The following is a 23,114-nucleotide window of genomic DNA, read 5'->3' as shown; positions in this document are numbered from 1 at the left end:
GCCGAACTGTCGGTGCCCGGTGGGACCGTGACCTCCCCCACACAGGAGGAGGCAACCATGCCCACCCGAGAGACCCCCTGGCCGCCCGGCACCCCCAGCTGGGTCGACTACGGCGCCGCCGACCTGGAGGCGGCCAAGCAGTTCTACGCCGGCCTGCTGGGCTGGCAGTTCACCGGCGGTGACCCCGAGTTCGGCGGCTACCTCGACGCGGAGAAGGACGGGCGGCCGGTGGCCGGGATGGGGCCGCAGCAGGATCCGGACGACCCGCCCCGGTGGACCACCTACTTCGCGACCGACGACGCGGCCGCCGCGGCGGCCCGCATCCGGGAGGCCGGGGGCACGGTCGTCGTGGAGCCGATGGCGGTCGGCCCGTTCGGCACGATGGCCATCGCGCTGGACCCGCAGGGCAACCCGTTCGGCCTGTGGCAGGCCGGCGAGCACGCCGGGGTGCAGCGCTACAACGAGCCGGGCTCGCTGGTCTGGAACGAGCTGGCGGCCGACGACCCGGCCGCGGCCCGGGAGTTCTACGCCGCGGTCTTCGGGTTCCGGTTCGAGGAGGTCCCCGGCGGTGAGGGCTACACGACCTTCGCCACCGACGGGGACCCGCTGGGCGGGCTCGGCGGCGTCGTCCCCGGGGCGCCGAAGGGCTGGGCCACCTGCTTCGCGGTGAGCGACACCGACGGCGCGGTCGCCACGGTGACGGCCGCGGGCGGGAAGGTCCTGCTCCCGGCGGAGGACACCGAGTACGGCCGGTTCGCGGTGCTCGCCGACCCGTGGGGCGCGTCGTTCTCGGTCATGGAGCTCCCCGCCGGGTGATCGGTGCCCGGCAGCCGGTGCGAACGGGGCGCACCGGCGGGGCCGGGTCAGCCCCTCAGCTGGCCGTACGCGTGCTCGGGGCGGAACCGCACGACCAGCCGCCGGTCGGCGACCATCGCGGCCCGGTACTCGTCCCAGTCCTCGTGCTCGCCGGAGATGCCGCGGTAGTAGGCGACGAGCTCCTCGACGGTGGCGTCGTGCGGCTCCTGCGCCACCGGCGTGAGCTCGGCGGTGCCCTCGACGGCGACCCAGGACCAGAAGTCCTCCGACGAGACGTGCAGCGTCACCCGGGGGTCGCGCTGCAGGTTGCGGGTCTTCGCGCGGTCGGCGGTCACCGAGACGCGGACGAGGCCGTCGTCCCAGGCGTAGCCGACGTTGGACAGCTGCGGGCGGCCGTCGCGCTTGATCGTGGTCAGCACGCCCCAGCGCCGGCCGGCGACGAACTGCAGCAACCGGGGGTCGGGCCCGGTGGAGTCGGTCATGAGCGCAGCCTCCCTCAGCGGACGCGGCCGCGCGGCCGGAGCGCGACCGGGGGCAGCGGCGGGGCCGCCAGCCGGTCCCCGTCGTAGCCGACGACGGTGCCGAAGCGCCGCGATTCGGCGTTCCACTGCTCGGCGTACTCCGCGACCTCCTCACCCGACCGGCCGATGAAGTTCCACCACATGACCAGGCGCTCCTCGAACGGCTCGCCGCCGAGCAGCAGCAGCCGGGACGTCGCACCGGCGCGCACCCGCAGCGTCCGCCGTCCGGTCCCGAGGTAGAGCATCGCGCCCGGCTCGAGCGGGACGCCGTCGACCGTCACCGACCCCGAGGAGGTCAGCAGACCGTGCTCGAAACCGGGTTCCAGGGGCACCTCCACGTCTGCGCCGCCGGCGAGCGCCAGGTCGACGCCGACCAGCGGGGTGTAGGCCCGCCCCGGTGACGTCACCCCGCCGAACGAGCCCATGAGCACCGTCGCGGTCAGCCCGTCGGAGCTGAAGCCGGGCAGCTGGGCGTGGTGCTCGAAGTGCGGCGCGACCTCGCGGTCGCCGTCGGGCAGCGCCACCCACAGCTGGGCGCCGTGCAGGAAGCGCGGGTGGGTCGCCGGTGACTGCTCGGAGTGGGCGATCCCGTGCCCCGCCGTCATCAGCGCCAGCTCCCCGGGGCGGAACCGCACGTCACTGCCGAGCGAGTCGCGGTGGTGCACCTCGCCCTCCAGCAGCCAGGAGACGGTCTGCAGCCCGGTGTGCGGGTGCGGAGGCACTTGCATGCCGGGGGAGGAGGTGATGTCGTCGGGCCCGTAGTGGTCGACGAACACCCAGGCGCCGACCATCCGCCGGCCGAGCGTCGGGAGCAACCGGCGCACGCGGGTGCTCTCGCCGAGCAGCACCTCCTTGCCGGGCAGCAGGTCCAGCGCGGGCCCGGCGGTGGTGCCGTCCAGCCCGCCCATGTCGCGGGCTGGTGGACGCGGTTCCAGGTTGCTCATGGCGGTTCGCATTCCCTCCTCCGCCGAGATCGCGCGATCTCGGCGGCCACGGGGGCTGGATACGCCGAGATCCCGTGATCTCGACACGGGCAGCAGGCGGCGGGTGGGGGCCTTGCCGTCAGCCAGTCTCGCCCCGGACGGCGGCGTGTGGAACCGGTCCCTCGACGCGCTGCGCCGGGATCGAGCCGAGCCGGCCGGCCCGGAAGTCGGCGAACGCGTCCCGCACCTCGTCGGCCGTGTTCATCACGAAGGGGCCGTACATGGCGATCGGCTCGTTGATCGGCCGCCCGCCCAGGACCACGACGTCGAGGGCCGGCGTGCGCGACTCCTGGTGCACGGCGCCGCGCACGGTCACCGTGTCGCCGGGGCCGAGCACCGCGAGCTGGCCGGTGCGCACCGGGGCGCCGTCGATGCCGACCGAGCCGGCGCCGGAGAGCACGTAGACCAGCGCGTTGAAGTCCGGCCGCCACGGGAGGTCCAGCGTCGCGCCGGGGGCCACGGTCGCGTGCACCATCGCCATCGGGGTGTACGTCGAGCCGGGGCCGGTGTGCCCGCCCACCTCGCCGGCGATCACCCGCAGCAGCGCACCGGCGTCGGCGCTGGCGAGCAGCACCGACTCCCGGGCGCGCAGGTCCTGGTAGCGGGGCTCGACCCACTTCTGCGCCCGCGGCAGGTTCACCCAGAGCTGGAGCCCGTGGAACAGGCCGCCGCTCACGACCAGCTCCTCCGGCGGCCGCTCGATGTGCAGGACGCCGCCGCCGGCGGTCATCCACTGGGTGTCGCCGTTGCTGATCGTCCCGCCGCCGCCGTGGGAGTCGGCGTGCTCGAACGTGCCGTCGATGAGGTAGGTGACGGTCTCGAAGCCGCGGTGCGGGTGCCAGGAGGTGCCCTTGGGCTCGCCGGGGGCGTACTCGACCTCACCCATCTGGTCCATGTGGATGAAGGGGTCGAGCGCGCGCAGGTCGACGCCGGCGAACGCGCGGCGCACCGGGAAGCCCTCGCCCTCGAAGCCCGAGGGCGCCGTCGTGACCGAGCGGGTGCGGCGGCGCACCGTGCGGGGTGCGGGCAGCGGGACGCGCGGCAGGGTGGTGGTGTCCTCGACGGTCACGGCGGGCATGCCGGCCTCCTTGGTTGAGGGCTCAACTAGTGTCAGCGTAACCCCGGGGACGCGCCGTGTCTTCCCTCGATACCGGGACCGCCGTGGTCCCGGGGGGAGCGGGCGTCGGATACTGGGGGCCCATGACTCCTCCCCGCAGCCGATGAGCGCCCCCGTCAACCTGGTCAACCTCGAGCGGGTGCACAAGGCGCACGGCACCACCGTGGTCCTCGACGACGTCTCGCTCGGCGTCGCCGCCGGCGAGCGCATCGGGATCGTCGGCCGCAACGGCGGTGGCAAGAGCACGCTGCTCTCGCTGATCACCGGCGCCGACGAGCCGGACTCCGGCCGGGTGACCCGCCGCGGTGACCTCGCGATGGGGGTGCTCGACCAGTCCGGCACCCTCCCGCCCGGGACGACGGTGCGCGACGTCGTGCTGCCGCCGTCGATGTTCGCCGCCGAGCACGAGTGGGCCGGCGACCCGGCCGTCCGCTCGGTGCTCACCGGCCTGGAGCTCGACCGGCTCGGCCTGGACGCTCCCGTCGCCCCCATGTCCGGTGGCGAGCGCCGCCGCGTGGCCCTGGCCGCCCAGCTCATCCGGCCGCTGGACCTGCTGGTGCTCGACGAGCCCACCAACCACCTCGACGTCGAGGGCGTGGCCTGGCTCGCCGGGTACGTGAAGCAGCGCAGCGGCGGCCTGGTCGTCGTCACCCACGACCGCTGGTTCCTCGACGAGGTCTGCACCACCACGTGGGAGGTCGCCGACGGGGACGTCCACTCCTACGACGGCGGGTACTCGGCGTACACGCTGGCCCGGGCCGAGCGGGCGCGGATCGCCTCGGTCACCGAGGAACGCCGGCTGAACCTGGTGCGCAAGGAGCTGGCCTGGCTGCGCCGCGGCCCGCCGGCGCGGACCAGCAAGCCGAGGTTCCGCATCGAGGCCGCCCAGGCGCTGATCGCCGACGAGCCGCCGGCGCGCGACTCGATGGCGCTGAAGGGGTTCGCCGCCCGGCGCCTCGGCAAGACGGTCTACGACGTCGAGGACGTCGACTACGCCGTGCCCACCGAGGACGGTCCGCGGACCCTGTTCCGGGACCTGACCTGGCACGTCGGCCCGGGCGACCGGATCGGCATCGTCGGCGTCAACGGGGCGGGCAAGACCTCGCTGCTGCGGCTGCTGGTGGGCGAGACCGAGCCGGACGCCGGCACCGTCGTCGTCGGGCAGACCGTGGCGCCGGCCTACCTGTCGCAGCACGTCACCGAGCTGCCCCGGACCCTGCGCGTGGTGGAGGCGGTGCAGGAGGTCGCCCGCGTGGCCCGGATCGGCAACCAGGAGATCTCCGCCTCGTCGCTGGCCGAGCGGTTCGGCTTCGCGGCGAACCGGCAGTGGACGCCGGTCGGCGACCTCTCCGGTGGCGAGCGGCGGCGGCTCCAGCTGCTGCGGCTGCTCATGGCCGAGCCGAACGTGCTGGTCCTCGACGAGCCCACCAACGACCTGGACATCGACACCCTGACCGCGCTCGAGGACCTGCTCGACAGCTTCCCGGGCACCGTCCTGGTGGTCAGCCACGACCGCTACTTCGTCGACCGGGTCTGCGACAAGGTCGTGGCGCTGCTCGGCGACGGGTCGCTGGCCGAGCTCCCCGGCGGGGTCGAGGAGTACCTGCGCCGCCGGGCCGCCGGTGGTGCCCCGCTGACCACCGCGGCCGGCAGCGACGGCCCACGTCCGGTGGGCGCGCCCTCGACGTCGGCCCCGGCGGTGTCGGCGGCCGAGGCGCGGGCGGCGAAGAAGGAGGCCGCCAAGCTGGAGCGGCGGATGCTCAAGCTGGACGCCGACGAGAAGAAGCTGCACGAGCAGCTCGCCGCGGCCGCCACCGACTACGCCAAGGCGGCCGAGCTCGACGCCCGGCTCAAGGAGCTGCAGGCGGAGAAGGAGCAGGTCGAGGAGGAGTGGCTGGCCGCCGCGGAGACCGCGGAGGGCTGAGCGGCACGTCCGCGGTCGTCCCTCGGCGCGCCGGCCGCCGTCCTCCCTCACCGCAGAGCGTCCTCCCTCACGGTGCACGGCGAGGGAGGACGCTCGATGACCAGGGAACCTGATCGTGGCCGGGGTGGTCAGGCGGTCGCGGTCGCGGTCGCGGTCTCGGCGCGGTGCCGCTGGATCATCCGCAGCCCGATCACCACCGCCGGGACGGCGCCGACCAGCGCGAACGCCGCGAACGGCAGCGGCTCGAAGGCCATCGAGGCGGACAGCCCCAGCGCCGCCAGGGCCGGGACGAGCAGCCACCAGCTGGTGACGCCGGCGCGGGCCAGCCCGGCGTAGACCACCAGCGGGCCGAGCAGCCCGAGCAGGGTCAGGGTGCCCGCGACGCCGACCGCCGCGGAGCCGGAGACGTCCTCGAACAGGGCCAGCGCGGTCGCCGGGTCCAGCTCGCGGCCGATGGCCCCGGTCCAGTGGTCGAACAGCACCAGGCCGGTCACGCTCACCAGCCCGATCGCCGACAGGAGCGCCCCGGTGATCGTCGTGGCGCTGCCGCGGCGACCGCGGACGAGCGCCGGCGCCGCGAGCCAGGCCAGCGCGAGGGCGAGGTTGCCGTAGTGCAGCAGCATCGCCGAGAGCGCCGTGCGGCCCTCGTCGCGGGCGAGCGCGGCGAGGTAGTCCGCGTTCGCCATGGAGGCCTGCGGCGGGGAGGTCGCCATGCCGGCGACGTAGAGCAGGGAGCCGGCGATCAGCGCGCCGCCGGCGATCGGCAGCAGCCGCGAGCCGGCGGACCGGACGGGCCGCCCGTCGACGGTGTCGGCGGTCGTCGTGGCGCTGGGGGAGACGAGGTTCGAGGTCATGGCCCAGAAGCTAGGAACCGGTGGGGGTCCGGGGCATCCGCCCGAGCGCACCGACCGGGGTCCGTCGTGCGGGGGACGCGCCGGGCCGCGCGTTCGGCCGCGAGGGGGATGCCTGCGGGGCCGTGCGGCCAATAGCGTGCGCGCCATGCCCGCTGGACCGGCTCCCCGACCGCCCGACACCTCTTCTGGCCGGCGGTGGGCGGCCTGGTGGGGGCGCTCTCGCTGGCCGAGTGGCTGCTCGAGGGGCTCGAGCACAGCCTCGCGCTGGCCGCCCCCGGCGTCCTGGTGGCCCTGCTGCTCGCGGCGTGCCCCCGCCGGCCTGCGGCCACCGCCGTGCTCGGCGCGGTGACCGTCGCGGTGAACCTGCTCGGCGGCGCGCCCGGTCCGGGGGGCGCCCAGCTGGTCGGCATGGGGCTGCTGGTCGGCCATGCCGTCGCGGTCCTCCCGGCGCGGCGCGGTGCGGCGACGGCGGCGGTCTCCATGGTCCTGGCCACCGTGCTGGGATCGGTGCTGGCACCCAACCCCTGGGAATCGATCTTCTACGTCCTGGTGCTCGGCGCGGCCGCCGCGGTGGGCAGCCTCGTGGCGCAGTCCCGGCGCCGCGCCACCGAGCTGCAGGTGCTCGCCGCCCGGCTGGCCGAGCAGCAGGAGGCGGTCGCCGCCTCGGCCGCGGTCGCCGAGCGGGCCCGCATCGCCCGGGAGGTGCACGACTCGGTGGCCCACGCGGTGAGCGTGATGGTGCTGCAGATGGGCGGCCTGCGCCGGCTGCTGCCCGACCACCCCGAGGCCCAGGAGGTGCTGCGCGGCCTGGAGCGCCTCGGTCGCGACTCGGTGGACGAGATGCGGCGGGTCGTGGGCATCCTCCGCGAGGGCTCGGGCGGCGCACCCGCGCCGCAGCCCTCGCTGAGCCGGCTCGAGCCCCTCCTCGACGAGCTGCGGGCCGGCGGGATGCCGGTCGAGCTGGTCGTCACCGGCCGGCCGGTCGAGCTGCCGCAGCTGGTCGACGTCTCGGCCGTGCGGATCGTGCAGGAGGCGCTGTCCAACGTGCTGCGCCACGCCGGCGCCGCCGCCACCCGCGTCGAGCTGGGCTGGACGCCCGACCGGCTCACCGTCACCGTCACCGACGACGGCCGGGCGCGCGTGCCCGTGCCACCGCCCGCGCCGGCCGGCCTCGGTGGTCACGGCCAGCTGCACATGCGGGAGCGGGCCGGCGTGGCCGGCGGGCACCTCGACGTCGGCCCCGTGCGGGGCGGCGGTTACCGGGTGCGGGCGGTCTTCCCGCTGCCGGCACGCGGCGGCGCGACCCGGGCCGGTGCGGCCACGCTCGGCGAGACGGTGCCGGCGTGATCCGCGTGGTGCTCGTCGACGACCAGGCGATGGTCCGCACCGGGCTGCGCATGGTGCTGGCCGCCGAGCCGGACATCGAGGTGGTGGGCGAGGCCGCCGACGGTGCCGACGGCGTCCGCGCGGTCTCCCGGCTGCGCCCCGACGTCGTCCTGCTCGACGTCCGCATGCCCGGGATGGACGGGCTGGAGGCGGCCCGGCGCATCCTCGCCGAGGAGCTCCCCACCCGCGTCGTGGTCCTGACCACCTTCGACGAGGACGAGTACGTGTCCGCGGCGCTGCGCGCCGGGGTGAGCGGCTTCCTGCTCAAGGTGGCCCCGCCCGAGGACCTGGTCGCCGCCGTGCGCACGGTCGCCGCCGGTCAGGGGCTGCTCGACCCGGCGGTGACGCTGCGGGTGATCGAGTCCTTCGCCGCCGCGCCCGCGCCGGACCCGGGGCGGGCCGCCGCGCTGCGCACGCTGACCGACCGGGAGACCGACGTCCTCGCGCTGGTGGCCGCAGGGCTCTCCAACGCCGAGATCGCCGCCCGGCTCCACCTCGGCGAGGCGACGGTCAAGACCCACGTGAGCCGGGTGCTGCTCAAGCTGGGCCTGCGCGACCGGGTGCAGGCGGTGGCCTTCGCCTACGAGAGCGGGCTGCTCACGCCGGGCGGACGCCGAGGTCCGGCACTAACCTGAGATCACCGCCGGTCGTCCCTGGACGTCTGTGGTCGTCCCCGAGCCCACCGAGACTCCCGGAGACCCGTGCTCGCACTCCTGCTCCTGCACCTGGTGGCCGCCGTCCTGGCGCCCGTCCTCGTGCGCTGGTGGGGGCGGACGGCGTTCCTCGCGCTGGCCCTGGTGCCGGCGGCGGGGTTCGTCTGGGTGCTCGCCCAGCTGGGGCGGGTGACCGGCGGCGGCGAGGTGGCCGAGACCGTCCCGTGGGTGCCGGCGCTGGAGCTGGAGATCGCCCTGCGGCTGGACGCGCTGGCGCTCACCTTCGCGCTCCTGGTCACCGGGGTCGGCGCCCTGGTGCTCGTCTACTGCGCGCGCTACTTCGAGCCCCACGACGAGGCGACGCCGCGGTTCGCGGGCAACCTGACGGCGTTCGCCGGTTCCATGCTGGGCCTCGTCCTGGCCGACGACCTGCTGATGCTCTACGTGTTCTGGGAGCTCACCACCGTCTTCTCGTTCCTGCTGATCGGCGGGTCGGGGACCAAGCTGGCCGCCCGGCGGGCGGCGAGCCAGGCGCTGATCCTCACCACGGCGGGTGGCCTGGCCATGCTGGTCGGGCTGATCATGCTGGGCGAGACGAGCGGCAGCTACCTGCTCTCGGAGGTGGTCGCCGACCCGGGCAGCGGCCCGCTGCTGGTGGCCGGGACGATGCTGGTCATCGCCGGCGCGGTGACCAAGTCGGCGATGATCCCCTTCCACTTCTGGCTGCCCGCCGCCATGGAGGCGCCGACCCCGGTCAGCGCCTACCTGCACGCCGCCGCCATGGTGAAGGCCGGCATCTACCTCGTGGCGCGGCTCGCGCCGGGGTTCGCCGACGTGCCCGGCTGGCGGCCGGTCGTCCTCGGCCTCGGCGTGGCCACGATGCTGGTCGGCGGCTACCGCGCGCTGCGGCAGAACGACCTGAAGCTGCTGCTGGCCTTCGGCACGGTCAGCCAGCTCGGCTTCCTCATGGTGCTCGTCGGCGGGGGCAGCCGGGAGCTGGCCGCCGCCGGGCTGGCGATGACGCTCGCCCACGCCCTGTTCAAGTCCACCCTCTTCCTCACCGTGGGCGTCATCGACCACGCCACGGGGCTGCGCGACCTCCGCAAGCTCTCCGGGCTGGGGCGGCGGTTGCCGGTCCTGGCGGCGATCGGCACGCTGGCCGCGGCGTCGATGGCCGGCCTCCCGCCGCTGCTCGGGTTCGTGGGCAAGGAGGCGGCCTTCACCGCGCTGTGGGAGGGCGGGCTGCCCGACCGGACCGCCGCCGTCGTCGTCCTCGCCGGCCTGGTCCTCGGTTCGGCCCTGACGGCCGGCTACACCGCCCGGTTCCTGTGGGGCGCCTTCGCCCGCAAGCCGGGGCTCGACCCCACCGAGCCCGCCGAGCTCGTGCATCCCCCGAGCGCGCTGTTCCTCGCCGCGCCGGCGACGCTGGCGCTGACCGGGCTGCTCGCCGGGCCGGCCAGCCCGCTGCTGGAGCCGCTGGTCGCCCGCTACGCCGACACCTTGCCGCTGCTCGTCCCCGAGGTGGAGAAGCTGGCGCTGTGGCACGGCTGGCAGCCGGCCCTGGCGCTGTCGGCGCTCACCCTGCTCGGCGGCGCGGCCCTGTTCGCCGCACGCTCGGCGGTCTTCCGCACGCAGCGGCGGCTCGCCGTCGGCGCCTCCGCGGACGAGGGGTACTGGAACACCCTCCAGGCGCTCGACCGGCTCGCGGTCCTGGTCACGGGCACGACGCAGCGCGGGTCGCTGCCGGCCTACCTGGGCACCATCCTCGTCGTCGTCCTCGCGCTGCCGGGGTCGATCCTGCTGTTCCAGGCGCCGTGGCCGGGGGAGTGGCGGGCGTGGGACAGCCCGATCCAGGCCCTCGTCGGGGCGGTGGTGCTGCTCGCCGCGGCCATGGCGCTGCGGATCCGCCAGCGGCTCTCGGCGGTGCTCGTCGTCGGCGTCACCGGGTACGGGCTGGCCGTCCTCTTCGCGCTGCAGGGCGCCCCCGACCTCGCCCTCACCCAGTTCCTGGTCGAGACGCTGACGCTGGTCGTCTTCGTGCTCGTGCTGCGCAAGCTGCCCAAGGACATCACCGAGCGGCACCGTCCGCGGGAACGGGTCGGCCGCGGTCTGCTCGCCGTGGCGGTCGGCGCGCTGATGGCCGCCGCCGGCGCGGTGGCGCTGAGCGCCCGCACCGCGACGCCGGTCTCGGTGGACCACCCCGAAGCCGCCTACGACTTCGGTGGGGGTGAGAACGTCGTCAACGTGACCCTGGTCGACATCCGGGCCTGGGACACCCTCGGGGAGATCTCGTTGGTGGTGGTCGCCGCCACCGGGGTGGCCAGCCTCGTGTTCCTGCGCCGGCGCACCGGCGTCGTCGACCGGCTGGACCCCGTGCAGCTGGCGCGGCAGCAGCGCTCCTCGCGCCGGGCGCCCCGCGGTCAGTGGCTGGCCGCCTCCGCGGTGCTGGCACCCGAGCGGCGGTCGGTGATCCTCGAGGTCATCACCCGGGTGCTGTTCCACACGATCCTGGTCTTCTCGCTCTTCCTGCTGTTCAGCGGGCACAACGAGCCGGGCGGGGGCTTCGCGGGCGGCCTGGTCGCCGGCCTGGCCCTGGTCCTGCGCTACCTCGCCGGCGGCCGCTACGAGCTCGGCGAGGCCGCCCCGGTGGACCCCGGCCTGCTGCTGGGGGTCGGGCTGCTCTTCGCCGGGGGCACCGGCGTCGTCGGGCTGGCGCTGGGCGCCGACGTGCTGCAGACGGCGATCCTCGAGACCACGCTGCCGGTGCTCGGCGACGTCAAGCTCGTGACCTCGCTGTTCTTCGACATCGGCGTCTACCTGATCGTCGTCGGGCTGGTGCTGGACATCCTGCGCAGCCTCGGGGCGGAGCTGGACCGGCAGGTCGACGAGGACGACCCCATCGACGTCGCACCGGGAGAGGTGGTCCTCCGATGACCCCCACCGTCGTCCTGCCGGTGATCATCGGCGGCCTCTACGCGGCCGGCGTCTACCTGCTGCTGGACCGCAGCCTCACCCGCGTCCTGCTGGGCTTCCTGCTGCTGGGCAACGCCACCAACCTGCTGCTGCTGTCGGCCGGCGGGGCCGCCGGGCTGGCGCCGATCCTGGGGTACGCCGAGCCGGAGGAGATGAGCGACCCCCTGCCGCAGGCGCTGATCCTCACCGCGATCGTGATCACCTTCGGGATCGCGGCGTTCGTGCTGGCGATCATCTACCGGTCCTGGCGGCTGGTGCGGCAGGAGGTGATCGAGGTCGACGAGGAGGACCGCCGCATCGCCCGCCGCTCCGACACCGACGCCGACGACATCGACCCCGACGACCTGGCGCCCGAGGACCGGCCGGCCATGCACGCCGACACGCTGGCGGCCGACCGGGAGCGGGACACCGACGCCGAGCGCGGGTTGGCGCGGCAGTACTCCGGGATCCCGTCCGACGACGTGGACCTCCCGCCGACCCGGCGGAGGAAGCGGTGATCCGCGTCCTCACGCCGCTGCCGGTGCTGCTGCCGCTGCTCGGGGCGGCGGCGGCGCTGCTGGTCGGCGGCCGGCACCCGCGGGTGCAGCGGACGCTGAGCGTCGTCGTCCTGTCCGCGGTGCTCGCCGTCTCGGTCGCGCTGCTGCTCCTCGCCGACGCCGACGGCGCGGACGCGATCTCCGTCGGCGGGTGGCCGGTGCCGCTCGGCATCGTGCTCGTCGTGGACCGGCTGTCCGCGCTGATGCTGGTCGTCGCCGCCACCGTGGCGCTCGGGGTGCTCGTCTTCGCCGTCGGCCAGGGCGCGGCCGACGGCGACGAGGAGACGCCGATCTCGATCTTCCACCCGACGTTCCTGGTGCTCATCGCCGGCGTGGCCAACGCGTTCCTCGCCGGTGACCTCTTCAACCTCTACGTCGGTTTCGAGATCCTGCTGACCGCGAGCTACGTGCTCCTGACGCTCGGGGGCTCGGCGCCGCGCATCCGGGCCGGCGTCACCTACATCATCGTGAGCCTGCTCAGCTCGCTGCTGTTCCTGGCGGCGATCGGGCTGGTGTACGGGGCGACCGGCACGGTGAACATGGCGCAGCTGGCCGTGCGGCTGCAGGAGCTGCCGGAGGGCACCCAGCTGCTGCTCCAGGCGATGCTGCTGATCGCCTTCAGCATCAAGGCGGCGGTCTTCCCGCTGTCGGCGTGGCTGCCCGACAGCTACCCGACCGCGCCCGCGCCGGTCACCGCGGTGTTCGCCGGCCTGCTCACCAAGGTCGGCGTCTACGCGATCATCCGCACGCAGACGCTGCTGTTCCCGGGCGGTGCGCTGGACACGGTGCTCATGTGGGCGGCGCTGGCCACCATGCTGATCGGCATCCTGGGAGCGGTCGCCCAGACCGACATCCGGCGGATCCTCTCCTTCACCCTGGTCAGCCACATCGGCTACATGGTGTTCGGCATCTCCCTGGCCTCCCAGGCCGGGCTGGCCGGGGCGATCTTCTACGTCGTCCACCACATCGCGATCCAGACCACCCTCTTCCTCGTCGCCGGCCTCGTCGAGCGGCAGGGCGGCTCCACCGGCGTCGACCGGCTCGGCGGGCTGGCGGCGGCGTCCCCGGTGCTGGCGGTCCTGTTCTTCATCCCCGCGATGAACCTGGCCGGGATCCCGCCGTTCTCGGGCTTCATCGGCAAGCTGGGCCTGCTCGAGGCCGGCATCGCCGACGGGGGGTGGCTCCCGCTCGTGCTGGTGGGCGGGGGTGCGGTCACCAGCCTGCTGACCCTGCTGGCGATCTCCCGGGTCTGGAACCGGGCGTTCTGGCGGCCCGCGACCCAGTCGCCGCTCGGTGACACCGACGACGCCGCGGCGGCCGACGCCGGGCCCGAGCTCGCACCCGGGCCGGTCCCGGGCCCGGCCGAGCAGGAGCAGCCCGTCGCGGAGAAGGAGCCGGCCACGGAGGACGAGCCGGTGGGCACCGCGGCCGGCGGGCGCGCGGAGGCCCGGCGGGCGGCCTGGGAGCGGCACACCGCCGTGGCGACGGCGACGGCGCCGCCCACCGACGGGCTCGGGGACGACGACGAGCGGGAGCGGCCGCGGCAGCCGCTGCCGCGGGTGATGGTCGGGTCGACCGCCGCGATGGTGGTGGTGACCGTCGCCCTGACAGCCCTGGCCGGGCCGCTGTACGACGTCGCCGGCCGGGCCGCCGGGGACCTGCTGGACCGGGGCCCCTACATCTCGTCGGTCTTCGGCGGGGAGGAGGTCCCGTGACCGGCGACCCCGCGCCCGCGGCGACGCACCGGTTGCGGCACCAGCTCCCGCTCCTGGTCTGGCTGGTGCTGGTCTGGAACCTGCTCTGGGGCACCTGGTCGTGGGCCAACCTGCTCGGCGGGGTCGTCGTCGCGCTCGCCGTCACGCTGCTCCTGCCCCTGCCCCCGGTCGAAGGCGGGGCGCGCGTCCGGCCGATCGCGTTCGTGCGCTTCCTGTCCTACTTCGTGGTGGACCTGGTCAGCTCCGGTGCCCTCGTGGCGTGGCAGACCGTGCGCCCGTCGGGCATCGACCGCAGCGCGATCGTCACGGTGCAGCTGCGCACGGACTCCGACCTGCTGCTCACCATCCTGTCCGAGTCGCTGACCCTGGTGCCCGGCTCGATGGTCATCGACCTGGACCGGGAGCGCCGGACGCTCGGGCTGCACATCTTGCACGTGCGCCACGAGGCCGACGTCGAGCGGCAGCGCGCCTCCGTGCTGGCCCAGGAGGAGCGGGTGGTGCGGGCCTTCGGCTCGCCGGACGACATCGCGGCGCTCGGGCTCGCACCCGGCGAGGAGCTGCCGCGGGCGGGACGGAGGACGCCGTGACCGTGGTCTTCTGGCTCGGGTACGGGCTGCTGGGGGTCGGCGCGCTGCTGGCGCTGGTCCGCCTGGGCATCGGCCCCTCGCTGCTCGACCGCGTGGTGGCCACCGACACCCTGCTGGTGATCATCGCGGCCGGGCTGGCCGTCCACGCGGGCCTGCAGCGGGACCCGACCGTGGTCCCGGTGCTCGTGGTGGTGTCGCTGCTGGCCTTCGTCGGCTCGGTGTCGGTGGCCCGGTACATCGGCGGGATGCTGCTCCGGTCCACGACGGACGGCCAGGACGTGGGGCTCCCGGAGTCTGCCGAGGAACGGGCGGCCCGGGACGCGGAGGCGGGACGATGACCGGGTTGCGGACGGCGGCCGACGTCATCGCCATCGTCTTCCTGCTGCTGGGTTCCTTCCTGTGCCTCACCGCGGGGCTCGGGCTGCTGCGCTTCCCCGACGTCCTCACCCGCATGCACGCCGGCACCAAGCCGCAGGTGCTGGGCGTGCTGCTGATCATGGTCGGTGCGGCGATCCGCCTGCAGGGCTGGTCGGCGACGTGGATGCTGCTGCTGGTCGCCGCCTTCCAGATGCTCACCGCGCCGGTGAGCGCCCACATGATCAGCCGGGTCGCCTACCGACGGCGGCACGTGCGCCGGGACCGGCTGCTGGTCGACGAGCTGCGCTCCGAGCGGCGGCCGGACCGGGTGTACCGCGGTGACGAGCCGGCCGACGCCCCGCCGGAGAACCCGGGGCAGGCGCTCGCGGAGAGCCGCCGCGAGGAGCACCGGGAGGACGGGGCGCGCTGAGCCGCGCGCCCCGTCCCCGCCGGATCAGCGCTCGGCGCGGTTGACCGCGGAGACGACCGCCCGCAGCGAGGCGGTGACGATGTTGGGATCGATGCCCACGCCCCACAGCACCCGGTCGCCCACGGCGCACTCGACGTAGGCGGCGGCCCGGGCGTCACCGCCGGCGGACATCGCGTGCTCGGCGTAGTCGAGCACGCGGACGTCGACGTCCAGGCTCTTCAGGGCGTCGACGAACGCCGCGATCGGGCCGTTGCCGCGGCCCTCGACGGTCACCGGGACGCCGGCGTCGACCAGCTCGACGACCATCTCGTCGACCTGCCCGTCACCGTGCGCGGTGTGCCGGTGCCCGGTGAGGGAGAACCGGCCCCACGGGGCGGCCGGGTCGGGCAGGTACTCGTTGCTGAACGCCGTCCACATCTGCTGGGCGGTGACCTCGCCGCCCTCGTCGTCGGTGTGCCGCTGGACGACCGCGCTGAACTCGATCTGCAGCCGGCGCGGCAGGTCCAGGTGGTTCTCGGTCTTCATGATGTAGGCGACGCCGCCCTTGCCGGACTGGCTGTTCACCCGGATGACGGCCTCGTAGCTGCGGCCGACGTCCTTGGGGTCGATCGGCAGGTACGGCACCGCCCAGGTCTGCTGCTCCACCGGGACGCCGGCGGCGGCCGCGTCGGCCTCCAGCGCCTTGAAGCCCTTGTTGATCGCGTCCTGGTGCGAGCCGGAGAAGGCGGTGTAGACCAGGTCACCGCCGTAGGGGTGCCGCTCGTGCACGCCCAGCTGGTTGCAGTACTCGACGGTGCGGCGGATCTCGTCGATGTCGGAGAAGTCGATCTGCGGGTCGATGCCCTGGCTGAACAGGTTCAGGCCCAGGGTGACCAGGTCGACGTTGCCGGTGCGCTCGCCGTTGCCGAACAGGCAGCCCTCGATGCGGTCGGCGCCGGCGCGGTAGCCGAGCTCGGCGGCGGCGACGGCGGTGCCGCGGTCGTTGTGCGGGTGCAGGCTCAGCACGACGGAGTCGCGGCGGCCGATGTTCCGGTGCACCCACTCGATCTGGTCGGCGTAGACCGTCGGCTCGGCCATCTCGACGGTCGCCGGCAGGTTGATGATCGTCGGGCGCTCGGGCGTGGGCTCCCAGACGTCCATGACCGCGTTGCAGATCTCGACGGCGAAGTCGAGCTCGGTGCCGGTGAACGACTCGGGGGAGTACTCGAAGCGGATGTCGGTCTCGCCCATCTGCTCGGCGAGCTTGCGCACCACCTGGGCGCCGTGGACGGCGATGTCGACGATCCCGGCCCGGTCGAGGCCGAACACGACCCGCCGCTGCAGGGTGGAGGTCGAGTTGTAGAGGTGCACGATCGCCTGCTTGGCGCCGCGCAGGGACTCGAAGGTGCGCTCGATCAGCTCGTCGCGCGCCTGGGTGAGCACCTGGATCGTCACGTCGTCGGGGATCAGGTCGTCCTCGATCAGCTGGCGGACGAAGTCGTAGTCGGTCTGGCTGGCCGCCGGGAAGCCGACCTCGATCTCCTTGTAGCCCATGCGTACGAGCAGATCGAACATCCGCCGCTTGCGGTCGGGCGTCATCGGGTCGATCAGCGCCTGGTTGCCGTCGCGCAGGTCGACGGCGCACCAGCGCGGGGCCTGCGTCGTGATCCTGTCGGGCCAGGTGCGGTCGGGCAGCACCACCGGGGTGAAGGGCGCGTAGCGGTGGATCGGCATGCCGGAGGGCTGCTGCGGGTGGCGGGCGTGCGGGTGGGTCTCGCTCATGGGAGGGCTCCTGTGGCGGGTGCCGTGCGCGGGGGGTGCGCACGGGCTCCGGGACGGTCAGCGGACGCCGGGGACGCCAGGACACCGCGGCGAGGGGGCCGACCTAGGAGAGGGCCTCGCCGCGGCGGGTAAGCAGGAGGCTGCCGCGCACGCCGCCACGGTAGCAGCGCGCCGGCCGGGGGCGCAGGAGCACGCTCAGCCCACGGCGCAGCGGCAGGGGCAGCCGTCGGGGTGGAACGGCCGCCCGCCGTCGTCGCCCCCGGTGACATCGGCGGGGCCTCGGCCCCGTCCTCGTCCAGCAGGACCAGTCGGAGCCGGCCGAGCGCAGCCGCCCTGGCCAGCGCGGTCGCCGGCAGGTCCCGCCGCCCGGTCCCGGCCTGGGCCACTGCGGACTGGGAGAGGTCGCACCCCTCGGCCAGCTCCCGCTGGGACAGGTCGGCCTGCCGGCGGATGCGCCGCAGGAGGCCCGGGAGGTCGAACGGATCTCGGTGCACCGTGTCACTGTCCGGATGCCCTGCACCGGTCGGGCTCCCGCGAGCGGGACGGTGGAGGAGCCGGCCGCCTGTGGACAGCCGCCGCGAGCCGGACGGGGTGCCTCCTGGCTGCGGGGTGCCCGGCGGGGGACCTGTGCCGCGCAGCGGGCGGTCAGAACCGCTTGCGCAGCCGCAGGCGCAGCGGGCGGCCGTCGGGGTCGACCAGCAGCCGGTAGACCGGCGTGGCCCACAGCCGGGTGTGCCAGGCGAGCTTCTCCGGGCGGTGCGGCCGCAACCGCCCGGGCGGGCGCGGGCCCTTCCGGCCGCCCTCGTGCCACTCGGCCAGCGCCGCCGCGCGCTGCTCGAGCGTCGCGACGAAGCGGTCGGGGTCCAGCAGCAGGGCGTCCTCGCCGCCGTCTGGATCGAGGTCCAGGTGCTCGCGCGCCAGTTCCAGCCGCAGGTCGCGCGCCAGCGTGCGCGCGCAGTCACCGGTCCCCGCCGGGTCCAGCGGCTCCCGCACGTCGATCGTCGTGTCCAGGACGGCGGTCGACAGCTCGCTGTCGTGGGTCCACGAGCGGCGGTTGAAGTTGTCGCTGCCGATGCACGCCCAGACGTCGTCGACGACGCACACCTTCGCGTGCACGTAGACCGGCGTCCCCGCGTGGTTCTCGACGTCGAAGACGTGCACCCGGTCCTCACCGCCCGCCTGCACGCAGAGGTCGATCGCCTGCCGGCGGCCCACGTACTGCGGCGTCGCGTTGAACGCACCCTCCTGGTCGGGGATGCGCGGCACGACCACCACCAGGTGCAGGTCGGGGTGGTCCCGCAGGGCGTCGGCGAACAGCTGCGCGACCTCGCCGGACCACATGTACTGGTCCTCGAGGTAGATCAGCCGCCGGGCGCGGCGCACCGCCTTCGAGTAGCCGCGGGCCACCGAGCGCTCCCCCTCGGGGGCGAAGTCGTAGCGGGGGAGGATCTTCGGGTAGGTCCGCAGGATCTGGACCAGGTGCGGCCCGGCGGGCGGGGGCGGCGGCAGCTCGGGCGGCAGCGGCGCGGGGTCCAGCCGGGCCCGGCGGAACCGGTCGACCAGGTAGGCGATCGGGTTGCCCTGGACGGGGCTGGTCGGGTCGTCCCAGCGCTCGCGGAACGCCGTCTCCAGGGCGGCCACCGCCGGTCCGCGGACCTCGGCCTGGACGTCGTGCCACGGCGGCGTGGGGCCGTAGGCGGAGTGCATGTCGACCGCCTGCGGGTCGCCGTGGTGCCGCGCGTCGTCGCGGCGGCTGTGGCACAGGTCGATGCCCCCGGCGAACGCGACGTCGCGCGACGGGTCCGCGGGGCACCGTGCGACCACGATCTTCTGGTGGTGGCTGCCGACCCGGCGGACGCGCTGGTCGAGCACGACCTTCCCGCCGTCCTCCTCGATCTCCCGGTCCAGCGACCGGTTCTGCTCCTTGCTGTAGGAGAGGGCGTCGGTGTGCGAGCGCCACACCAGGCCGCGCACGTCCACCCCGCGGCGCGATGCGGCGCTGAACAGCTCGTCCACGGTCGGCCCGTCGGGCCGCAGCCGCTGGTCGGGGTCACCGCGCCAGTCGGTGAACCACAGCCGGTCACCTTCACCCAGCTGCTCGACCACCTCGACGAGCCGGTCGAAGTAGACCGACCCGTGCACCAGGGGGCGGACCAGGTTCCCCTCCGTCCAGGCCGGGACGGCGGCGCCGAGGTTGTCGCGCTCCTCGGAGGTGAGCAGCCAGCGGCTCGGATCGTCCACCCGGTGATCACAACCGCCCCGGCGGCCGGATGCAAGCGCCCGGCTCGTGGAGGACCTCGGTAGCCTCATGTCCCGTGGCCCTCGTCGTCCAGAAGTACGGCGGCTCGTCCGTCGCCTCCGCAGAGCACATGAAGCGCGTCGCGGAGCGGATCGTCGCAGCCAAGAACAACGGCGACGACGTCGTGGTCGTGGTCTCCGCGATGGGCGACACCACCGACGAGCTGCTCGACCTCGCCAGCCAGATCACCGACACCCCGCCCGGTCGCGAGCTCGACATGCTGCTGACCGCGGGTGAGCGGATCTCCATGGCGCTGCTCGCCATCGCCATCTCCGAGCACGGGTACGAGGCGCGCTCCTTCACCGGGTCGCAGGCCGGCGTGATCACCACGTCCAGCCACGGCAAGGCGCGGATCATCGACGTCACCCCGGGCAGGCTGAAGTCGGCGCTGGACGAGGGCTCGGTCGTGATCGTCGCCGGCTTCCAGGGCGTCAGCCAGGACACCAAGGACATCACCACGCTCGGCCGCGGCGGGTCGGACACCACCGCCGTCGCCGTCGCCGCCGCGCTGAACGCCGACGTCTGCGAGATCTACACCGACGTCGACGGCGTCTTCACCGCCGACCCGCGCATCGTCCCCAACGCCCGGCGGCTGGACACCATCACCTACGAGGAGATGCTCGAGCTGGCGGCCTCCGGCGCGAAGGTGCTCATGCTCCGCTGCGTCGAGTACGCCCGCCGCTACGGCATCCCCGTGCACGTCCGCAGCTCCTACTCCCAGCTCCCCGGCACGACCGTGACCGGCTCGATGGAGGACCTCACCGTGGAACAGGCGATCATCTCCGGCGTCGCGCACGACCGCTCCGAGGGCAAGATCACCGTGTTCGGGGTCCCGGACCGGCCGGGCGAGGCGGCGCAGATCTTCCGCGTCCTGGCCGACGCCGAGGTCAACATCGACATGATCGTGCAGAACGTCTCGGCCGAGGCCAGCAAGCTCGCCGACATCTCCTTCACGCTGCCCAAGAGCGACGGGCCCACCGCCCTGGCCGCCCTGGAGAAGGTCAAGCACACCGTCGGCTACACCGACGTCAGCTTCGACCAGCACATCGGCAAGGTCAGCCTGGTCGGCGCCGGGATGCGCTCGCACCCCGGCGTCTCGGCGAAGTTCTTCGGCGCGCTCGCCGACGCCGGGGTGAACCTCGAGCTGATCAGCACCTCGGAGATCCGCATCTCCGTGGTGTGCCGCGACACCGACGTCGACATCGCCGTCCGCGCGGTGCACGACGCCTTCGACCTGGGCACCGACGAGGCGCAGGCCGTGGTCTACGGAGGGACGGGACGATGAGCACCAACGCTGGGCTGCGCGTCGGCATCGTCGGCGCGACCGGGCAGGTCGGCCGGGTCGTGCGCGACCTGCTCGCGGAGCGGTCCTTCCCGCTCGCCGAGCTGCGCTTCTTCGCCTCCGCCCGCTCGGCCGGCAGCACGCTGCCCTGGGCCGGTGGCGGGATCACCGTCGAGGACGCCGCCACCGCCGACCCGACGGGCCTGGACATCGCGATCTTCTCCGCGGGGGCCACCACGTCGCGGGCGCAGGCGCCGCGGTTCGCCGAGGCCGGCGTGACCGTGATCGACAACAGCTCGGCGTTCCGGCGCGACCCCGACGTCCCGCTGGTCGTCAGCGAGGTCAACCCGCACGCGCTGGGCGAGATCCGCAAGGGGATCATCGCCAACCCCAACTGCACGACCATGGCCGCGATGCCGGTGCTCAAGCCGCTGCACGACGAGGCGCAGCTGACCCGCATCGTCGCCAGCACCTACCAGGCGGTCTCCGGCAGCGGCGTGGCCGGCGTGGAGGAGCTGCACGGCCAGGCGAAGGCCGTCGTCGAGAAGGCCGACGCGCTCGCCCACGACGGGTCCGCCGTCGCCTTCCCCGACCCGGTCAAGTACGTCGCCCCGATCGCGTTCAACGTGCTGCCGATGGCCGGCTCCGTCGTCGACGACGGCTCGTTCGAGACCGACGAGGAGCAGAAGCTCCGCAACGAGAGCCGCAAGATCCTCGGCATCCCCGACCTGCGGGTGGCGGGCACCTGCGTGCGGGTGCCGGTGTTCACGGGGCACTCGCTGTCGCTCAACGTCGAGTTCGCCCGGCCGCTGTCGGTCGAGCGGGCCACCGAGCTGCTGCGGGCCGCACCCGGCGTGGAGCTCTCCGACGTCCCGAACCCGCTGCAGGCCGCCGGTCGCGACCCCAGCTACGTGGGCCGCATCCGGCAGGACCAGAGCGTCGACGACGGCCGCGGGCTGGTGCTCTTCGTGAGCAACGACAACCTGCGGAAGGGTGCCGCGCTCAACACCGTCCAGATCGCGGAGCTCATCGCCGCGAAGCGCTGATCGATCCGACCGAGCGCGGGGGCCGGAGGCCTCCCGGTCGGGCGGAGGGACGCGCTCGTCCCAGCTGGGGACGGCTCCTGGCCGCGGTGTCGTCCGGAGGACGACAGCGTCACGGCCGCACGTGGCGGAGGGCGAAGGACAGCGCGACCTCCACCTGGCGGATGGTCTCCTCGATGACCAGCGAGCCGTGGCCGGCGTCGAAGCGGTAGACCTCGTGCGGCTTGCCCAGCCGCTCCAGCTCGCCCAGGTAGTTGTCGATCTGCCGGATCGGGCAGCGCGGGTCGTTGGCGCCCGCGACCACCAGCACCGGGGCGGCGACGGCGTCGACGTAGGTGATGGGGGAGGAGCGCACGTAGACGTCGCGCACCTCCTCCGGTGAGCCGCCGAAGAGCGCCCGGTCGTAGGCCCGCAGGCCCTCCATCTCGTCCTCGTAGGCGGCCAGGTAGTCCGCGACGGGCACCTCGGCGATGCCGGCCGCCCAGCGCTCGGGCTGCGTGCCCAGCCCCAGCAGGGTCAGGAACCCGCCCCAGGAGCCCCCGGAGAGGATCGCCCGCCGCGGGTCGACGACGCCCTCGGCGACCAGCGCGTCGTACACCGCGCCGACGTCCTCCAGCTCGGTCAGCCCCGGCCGCCCGGTGAGCGCGTCGCGCCAGGCCGACCCGTAGCCCGTGGAGCCCCGGTAGTTCACGTGCACGACCGCGTAGCCGGCGTCCACGTAGGCGGCCCGCCGGGCGCGGTAGGAGTCGTCGTCGGCCGCCTCGGGGCCGCCGTGCACCAGGAACGCCGTCGCGTGCGGGCCCTCGCCGGCCGGCCGCACCAGCAGCGCGTGGATCTCACCGCCGGGACCGGGCACCCAGCGGTCCTCCACCGGGTAGGCCGCGGGCGGCTCCTCCTCGCTCACCGTCAGGACGACGGGGCCGTCCGCCCGCCGGATCACCGGCGGCAGCTCGGAGTTCGACCAGGCGAGCTCCACCGTGCCGTCGGGCCGGGCCGTGGCGCCACGGACGACGCCCGGCGGGGTGTCCAGCTTCTCCAGCGCACCGCTGGCCAGGTCGTAGCGGTACAGCTCGCTGCGGGCGGCGTGGTCGTGGCCGACCAGCAGCGCCGAGCCGTCGGGGTACCAGCCGGCGGTGACGTCGCCGGGCAGGTCGAGGACGAGCTCGGTCTCGGTGTCGGCGGCGACGTCCCAGACCAGCAGCTCCTCCCGGCCGCGTCGCTCGTGCCCGACCAGCAGCCGGCGGTCGCCGGGCAGCGGCGCGAACTCCAGCGCGTGCAGGCCGCGGCCCTCGCCGTCCCACTTCTCCGCGACGACGGCGTCGTCGGCGGTGCGCAGGACGCGCAGCGCGGGGTAGCGCGGGTCGCCGTGCTCGGAGTGCGAGATGACCAGCAGCTCGTCGTCGCGGGTGAGCGCGTCCACCGAGGCCGGATCGGGGTGCCGGTAGACGACGCGGGGCGTCCCGTCCGTGGGCGCCACCCACAGCTCGCTGCCGTCGTCCGTCGACCGGCCGATGGCGACCAGCGAGTGCCCGAGCTCGAGGCCCGCCGGGTAGGCGGGCCCCACCTCGGGGACGGCGACGGCGTCATCCCCGCCCTCGAACGGCTGGGTCATCCAGACGCCGAACTCGTCGCCGTCGGTGTCGGCGAACCACCAGATGGTCCCGCCGTCCTGGCTGAGCGTGCCGATCAGCGTGCCGTTGGGCCGGTCGGTCACCTGCCGGTGGGTGCCGGTGGACCGGTCCCACGCGTACTGCTCGACGACGCCGCTGACGTCGGAGCTGTAGAGGTTGCGGTCCGGGGCGTCGAACGCCCAGTCCGGCAGCGACACCCGGGGGACGCGGAACCGGGCCTGCCAGCGGGCGGTGACCTCGGGGGGG

19 protein-coding genes are annotated in these 23,114 nt (G+C 74.4%); 12 read left to right on the top strand and 7 right to left on the bottom strand.

Annotated elements, in window-relative coordinates:
• Window positions 1-57 precede the first annotated feature (57 nt).
• A complete protein-coding gene (locus tag E9565_RS16325) occupies window positions 58-816 on the top strand; it encodes a VOC family protein (protein WP_236828013.1) in 759 nt (252 codons plus the stop codon).
• A gap of 47 nt (window positions 817-863) precedes the next feature.
• Here E9565_RS16325 and E9565_RS16320 read toward each other — a convergent pair whose 3' ends face one another.
• From E9565_RS16320 to E9565_RS16310, 3 genes are all read right to left on the bottom strand, one after another.
• Window positions 864-1,298 (bottom strand): PPOX class F420-dependent oxidoreductase, encoded by a 435-nt coding sequence (locus E9565_RS16320; RefSeq protein ID WP_236828014.1) that lies wholly within the window; start codon window positions 1,296-1,298, stop codon window positions 864-866.
• A 14-nt stretch (window positions 1,299-1,312) separates the two neighbouring features.
• A complete protein-coding gene (locus tag E9565_RS16315) occupies window positions 1,313-2,281 on the bottom strand; it encodes a pirin family protein (protein ID WP_236828015.1) in 969 nt (322 codons plus the stop codon).
• Window positions 2,282-2,399: 118 nt separating this feature from the next.
• Window positions 2,400-3,398 carry a pirin family protein gene (locus E9565_RS16310; protein ID WP_236828016.1) on the bottom strand — a complete coding sequence of 333 codons (999 nt, stop codon included), beginning with the start codon at window positions 3,396-3,398 and terminating at the stop codon, window positions 2,400-2,402.
• Between the two features lie 142 nt (window positions 3,399-3,540).
• Here E9565_RS16310 and E9565_RS16305 point away from each other — a divergent pair, with 142 nt between their 5' ends.
• The gene (locus E9565_RS16305; protein ID WP_236828017.1) at window positions 3,541-5,361 is read left to right on the top strand and encodes an ABC-F family ATP-binding cassette domain-containing protein; all 1,821 of its coding nucleotides are present in this window, start codon (window positions 3,541-3,543) and stop codon (window positions 5,359-5,361) included.
• A gap of 128 nt (window positions 5,362-5,489) precedes the next feature.
• Here E9565_RS16305 and E9565_RS16300 read toward each other — a convergent pair whose 3' ends face one another.
• Entirely contained in the window at window positions 5,490-6,215 is a 726-nt protein-coding gene (locus tag E9565_RS16300; RefSeq protein WP_236835895.1) for a hypothetical protein, read from the bottom strand.
• A 195-nt stretch (window positions 6,216-6,410) separates the two neighbouring features.
• Here E9565_RS16300 and E9565_RS16295 point away from each other — a divergent pair, with 195 nt between their 5' ends.
• From E9565_RS16295 to mnhG, 8 genes are all read left to right on the top strand, one after another.
• Window positions 6,411-7,562 (top strand): sensor histidine kinase, encoded by a 1,152-nt coding sequence (locus E9565_RS16295; RefSeq protein ID WP_236835893.1) that lies wholly within the window; start codon window positions 6,411-6,413, stop codon window positions 7,560-7,562.
• Window positions 7,559-8,236, top strand: a complete 678-nt coding sequence (locus E9565_RS16290) for a response regulator transcription factor (protein ID WP_236828020.1) — start codon at window positions 7,559-7,561, stop codon at window positions 8,234-8,236. Before E9565_RS16295 ends, E9565_RS16290 begins: the two co-directional genes overlap by 4 nt.
• Window positions 8,237-8,302: 66 nt before the next feature.
• The gene (locus E9565_RS16285; protein WP_236835891.1) at window positions 8,303-11,188 is read left to right on the top strand and encodes a Na+/H+ antiporter subunit A; all 2,886 of its coding nucleotides are present in this window, start codon (window positions 8,303-8,305) and stop codon (window positions 11,186-11,188) included.
• Entirely contained in the window at window positions 11,185-11,724 is a 540-nt protein-coding gene (locus E9565_RS16280; RefSeq protein WP_236828022.1) for a Na(+)/H(+) antiporter subunit C, read from the top strand. Before E9565_RS16285 ends, E9565_RS16280 begins: the two co-directional genes overlap by 4 nt.
• Window positions 11,721-13,478 (top strand): Na+/H+ antiporter subunit D, encoded by a 1,758-nt coding sequence (locus E9565_RS16275; RefSeq protein WP_236828023.1) that lies wholly within the window; start codon window positions 11,721-11,723, stop codon window positions 13,476-13,478. The genes E9565_RS16280 and E9565_RS16275 overlap by 4 nt, the downstream gene beginning before the upstream one ends.
• Window positions 13,475-14,065, top strand: coding sequence for a Na+/H+ antiporter subunit E (locus E9565_RS16270; protein ID WP_236828024.1), 591 nt, complete (start codon window positions 13,475-13,477; stop codon window positions 14,063-14,065). The genes E9565_RS16275 and E9565_RS16270 overlap by 4 nt, the downstream gene beginning before the upstream one ends.
• A complete protein-coding gene (locus tag E9565_RS16265; protein WP_236828025.1) occupies window positions 14,062-14,403 on the top strand; it encodes a monovalent cation/H+ antiporter complex subunit F in 342 nt (113 codons plus the stop codon). Before E9565_RS16270 ends, E9565_RS16265 begins: the two co-directional genes overlap by 4 nt.
• Window positions 14,400-14,852, top strand: coding sequence for a monovalent cation/H(+) antiporter subunit G (gene mnhG, locus E9565_RS16260; RefSeq protein WP_236835889.1), 453 nt, complete (start codon window positions 14,400-14,402; stop codon window positions 14,850-14,852). Before E9565_RS16265 ends, mnhG begins: the two co-directional genes overlap by 4 nt.
• Window positions 14,853-14,876: 24 nt before the next feature.
• On the opposite strand, the gene leuA is transcribed toward mnhG, so the two are convergent.
• Complete coding sequence (leuA, locus tag E9565_RS16255) at window positions 14,877-16,613, bottom strand: 2-isopropylmalate synthase (RefSeq protein ID WP_236828027.1); 1,737 nt, start codon at window positions 16,611-16,613, stop codon at window positions 14,877-14,879.
• A gap of 645 nt (window positions 16,614-17,258) precedes the next feature.
• Window positions 17,259-18,854 (bottom strand): phospholipase D-like domain-containing protein, encoded by a 1,596-nt coding sequence (locus E9565_RS16250; RefSeq protein WP_236835886.1) that lies wholly within the window; start codon window positions 18,852-18,854, stop codon window positions 17,259-17,261.
• A gap of 74 nt (window positions 18,855-18,928) precedes the next feature.
• Between E9565_RS16250 and E9565_RS16245 the strand changes: the two genes are divergently transcribed.
• Window positions 18,929-20,197 carry an aspartate kinase gene (locus E9565_RS16245; protein ID WP_236828029.1) on the top strand — a complete coding sequence of 423 codons (1,269 nt, stop codon included), beginning with the start codon at window positions 18,929-18,931 and terminating at the stop codon, window positions 20,195-20,197.
• Complete coding sequence (locus E9565_RS16240) at window positions 20,194-21,240, top strand: aspartate-semialdehyde dehydrogenase (protein ID WP_236828030.1); 1,047 nt, start codon at window positions 20,194-20,196, stop codon at window positions 21,238-21,240. The genes E9565_RS16245 and E9565_RS16240 overlap by 4 nt, the downstream gene beginning before the upstream one ends.
• Window positions 21,241-21,349: 109 nt before the next feature.
• Here E9565_RS16240 and E9565_RS16235 read toward each other — a convergent pair.
• A partial coding sequence (locus tag E9565_RS16235; protein ID WP_236835884.1) for a prolyl oligopeptidase family serine peptidase occupies window positions 21,350-23,114 on the bottom strand: 1,765 nt, incomplete at its 5' end.

The sequence above is a fragment of the Blastococcus sp. KM273129 genome (genome assembly GCF_021698995.1).
In the GTDB taxonomy this organism is placed as follows: domain Bacteria; phylum Actinomycetota; class Actinomycetes; order Mycobacteriales; family Geodermatophilaceae; genus Blastococcus.
Note: the sequence above shows the minus strand (reverse complement) of the source record. Positions and strands in the feature narration are given on the sequence as shown.

Excerpts from the sequence above, each read along its gene's own strand:
- E9565_RS16310 (WP_236828016.1), bottom strand. The coding sequence starts at position 3,398 with ATGCCCGCCGTGACCGTCGAGGACACCACCACCCTGCCGCGCGTCCCG.
- mnhG (WP_236835889.1), top strand. The coding sequence starts at position 14,400 with ATGACCGGGTTGCGGACGGCGGCCGACGTCATCGCCATCGTCTTCCTG.
- E9565_RS16240 (WP_236828030.1), top strand. The coding sequence starts at position 20,194 with ATGAGCACCAACGCTGGGCTGCGCGTCGGCATCGTCGGCGCGACCGGG.
- E9565_RS16300 (WP_236835895.1), bottom strand. The coding sequence starts at position 6,215 with ATGACCTCGAACCTCGTCTCCCCCAGCGCCACGACGACCGCCGACACC.
- E9565_RS16280 (WP_236828022.1), top strand. The coding sequence starts at position 11,185 with ATGACCCCCACCGTCGTCCTGCCGGTGATCATCGGCGGCCTCTACGCG.
- E9565_RS16325 (WP_236828013.1), top strand. The coding sequence starts at position 58 with ATGCCCACCCGAGAGACCCCCTGGCCGCCCGGCACCCCCAGCTGGGTC.
- E9565_RS16315 (WP_236828015.1), bottom strand. The coding sequence starts at position 2,281 with ATGAGCAACCTGGAACCGCGTCCACCAGCCCGCGACATGGGCGGGCTG.
- leuA (WP_236828027.1), bottom strand. The coding sequence starts at position 16,613 with ATGAGCGAGACCCACCCGCACGCCCGCCACCCGCAGCAGCCCTCCGGC.
- E9565_RS16305 (WP_236828017.1), top strand. The coding sequence starts at position 3,541 with ATGAGCGCCCCCGTCAACCTGGTCAACCTCGAGCGGGTGCACAAGGCG.
- E9565_RS16320 (WP_236828014.1), bottom strand. The coding sequence starts at position 1,298 with ATGACCGACTCCACCGGGCCCGACCCCCGGTTGCTGCAGTTCGTCGCC.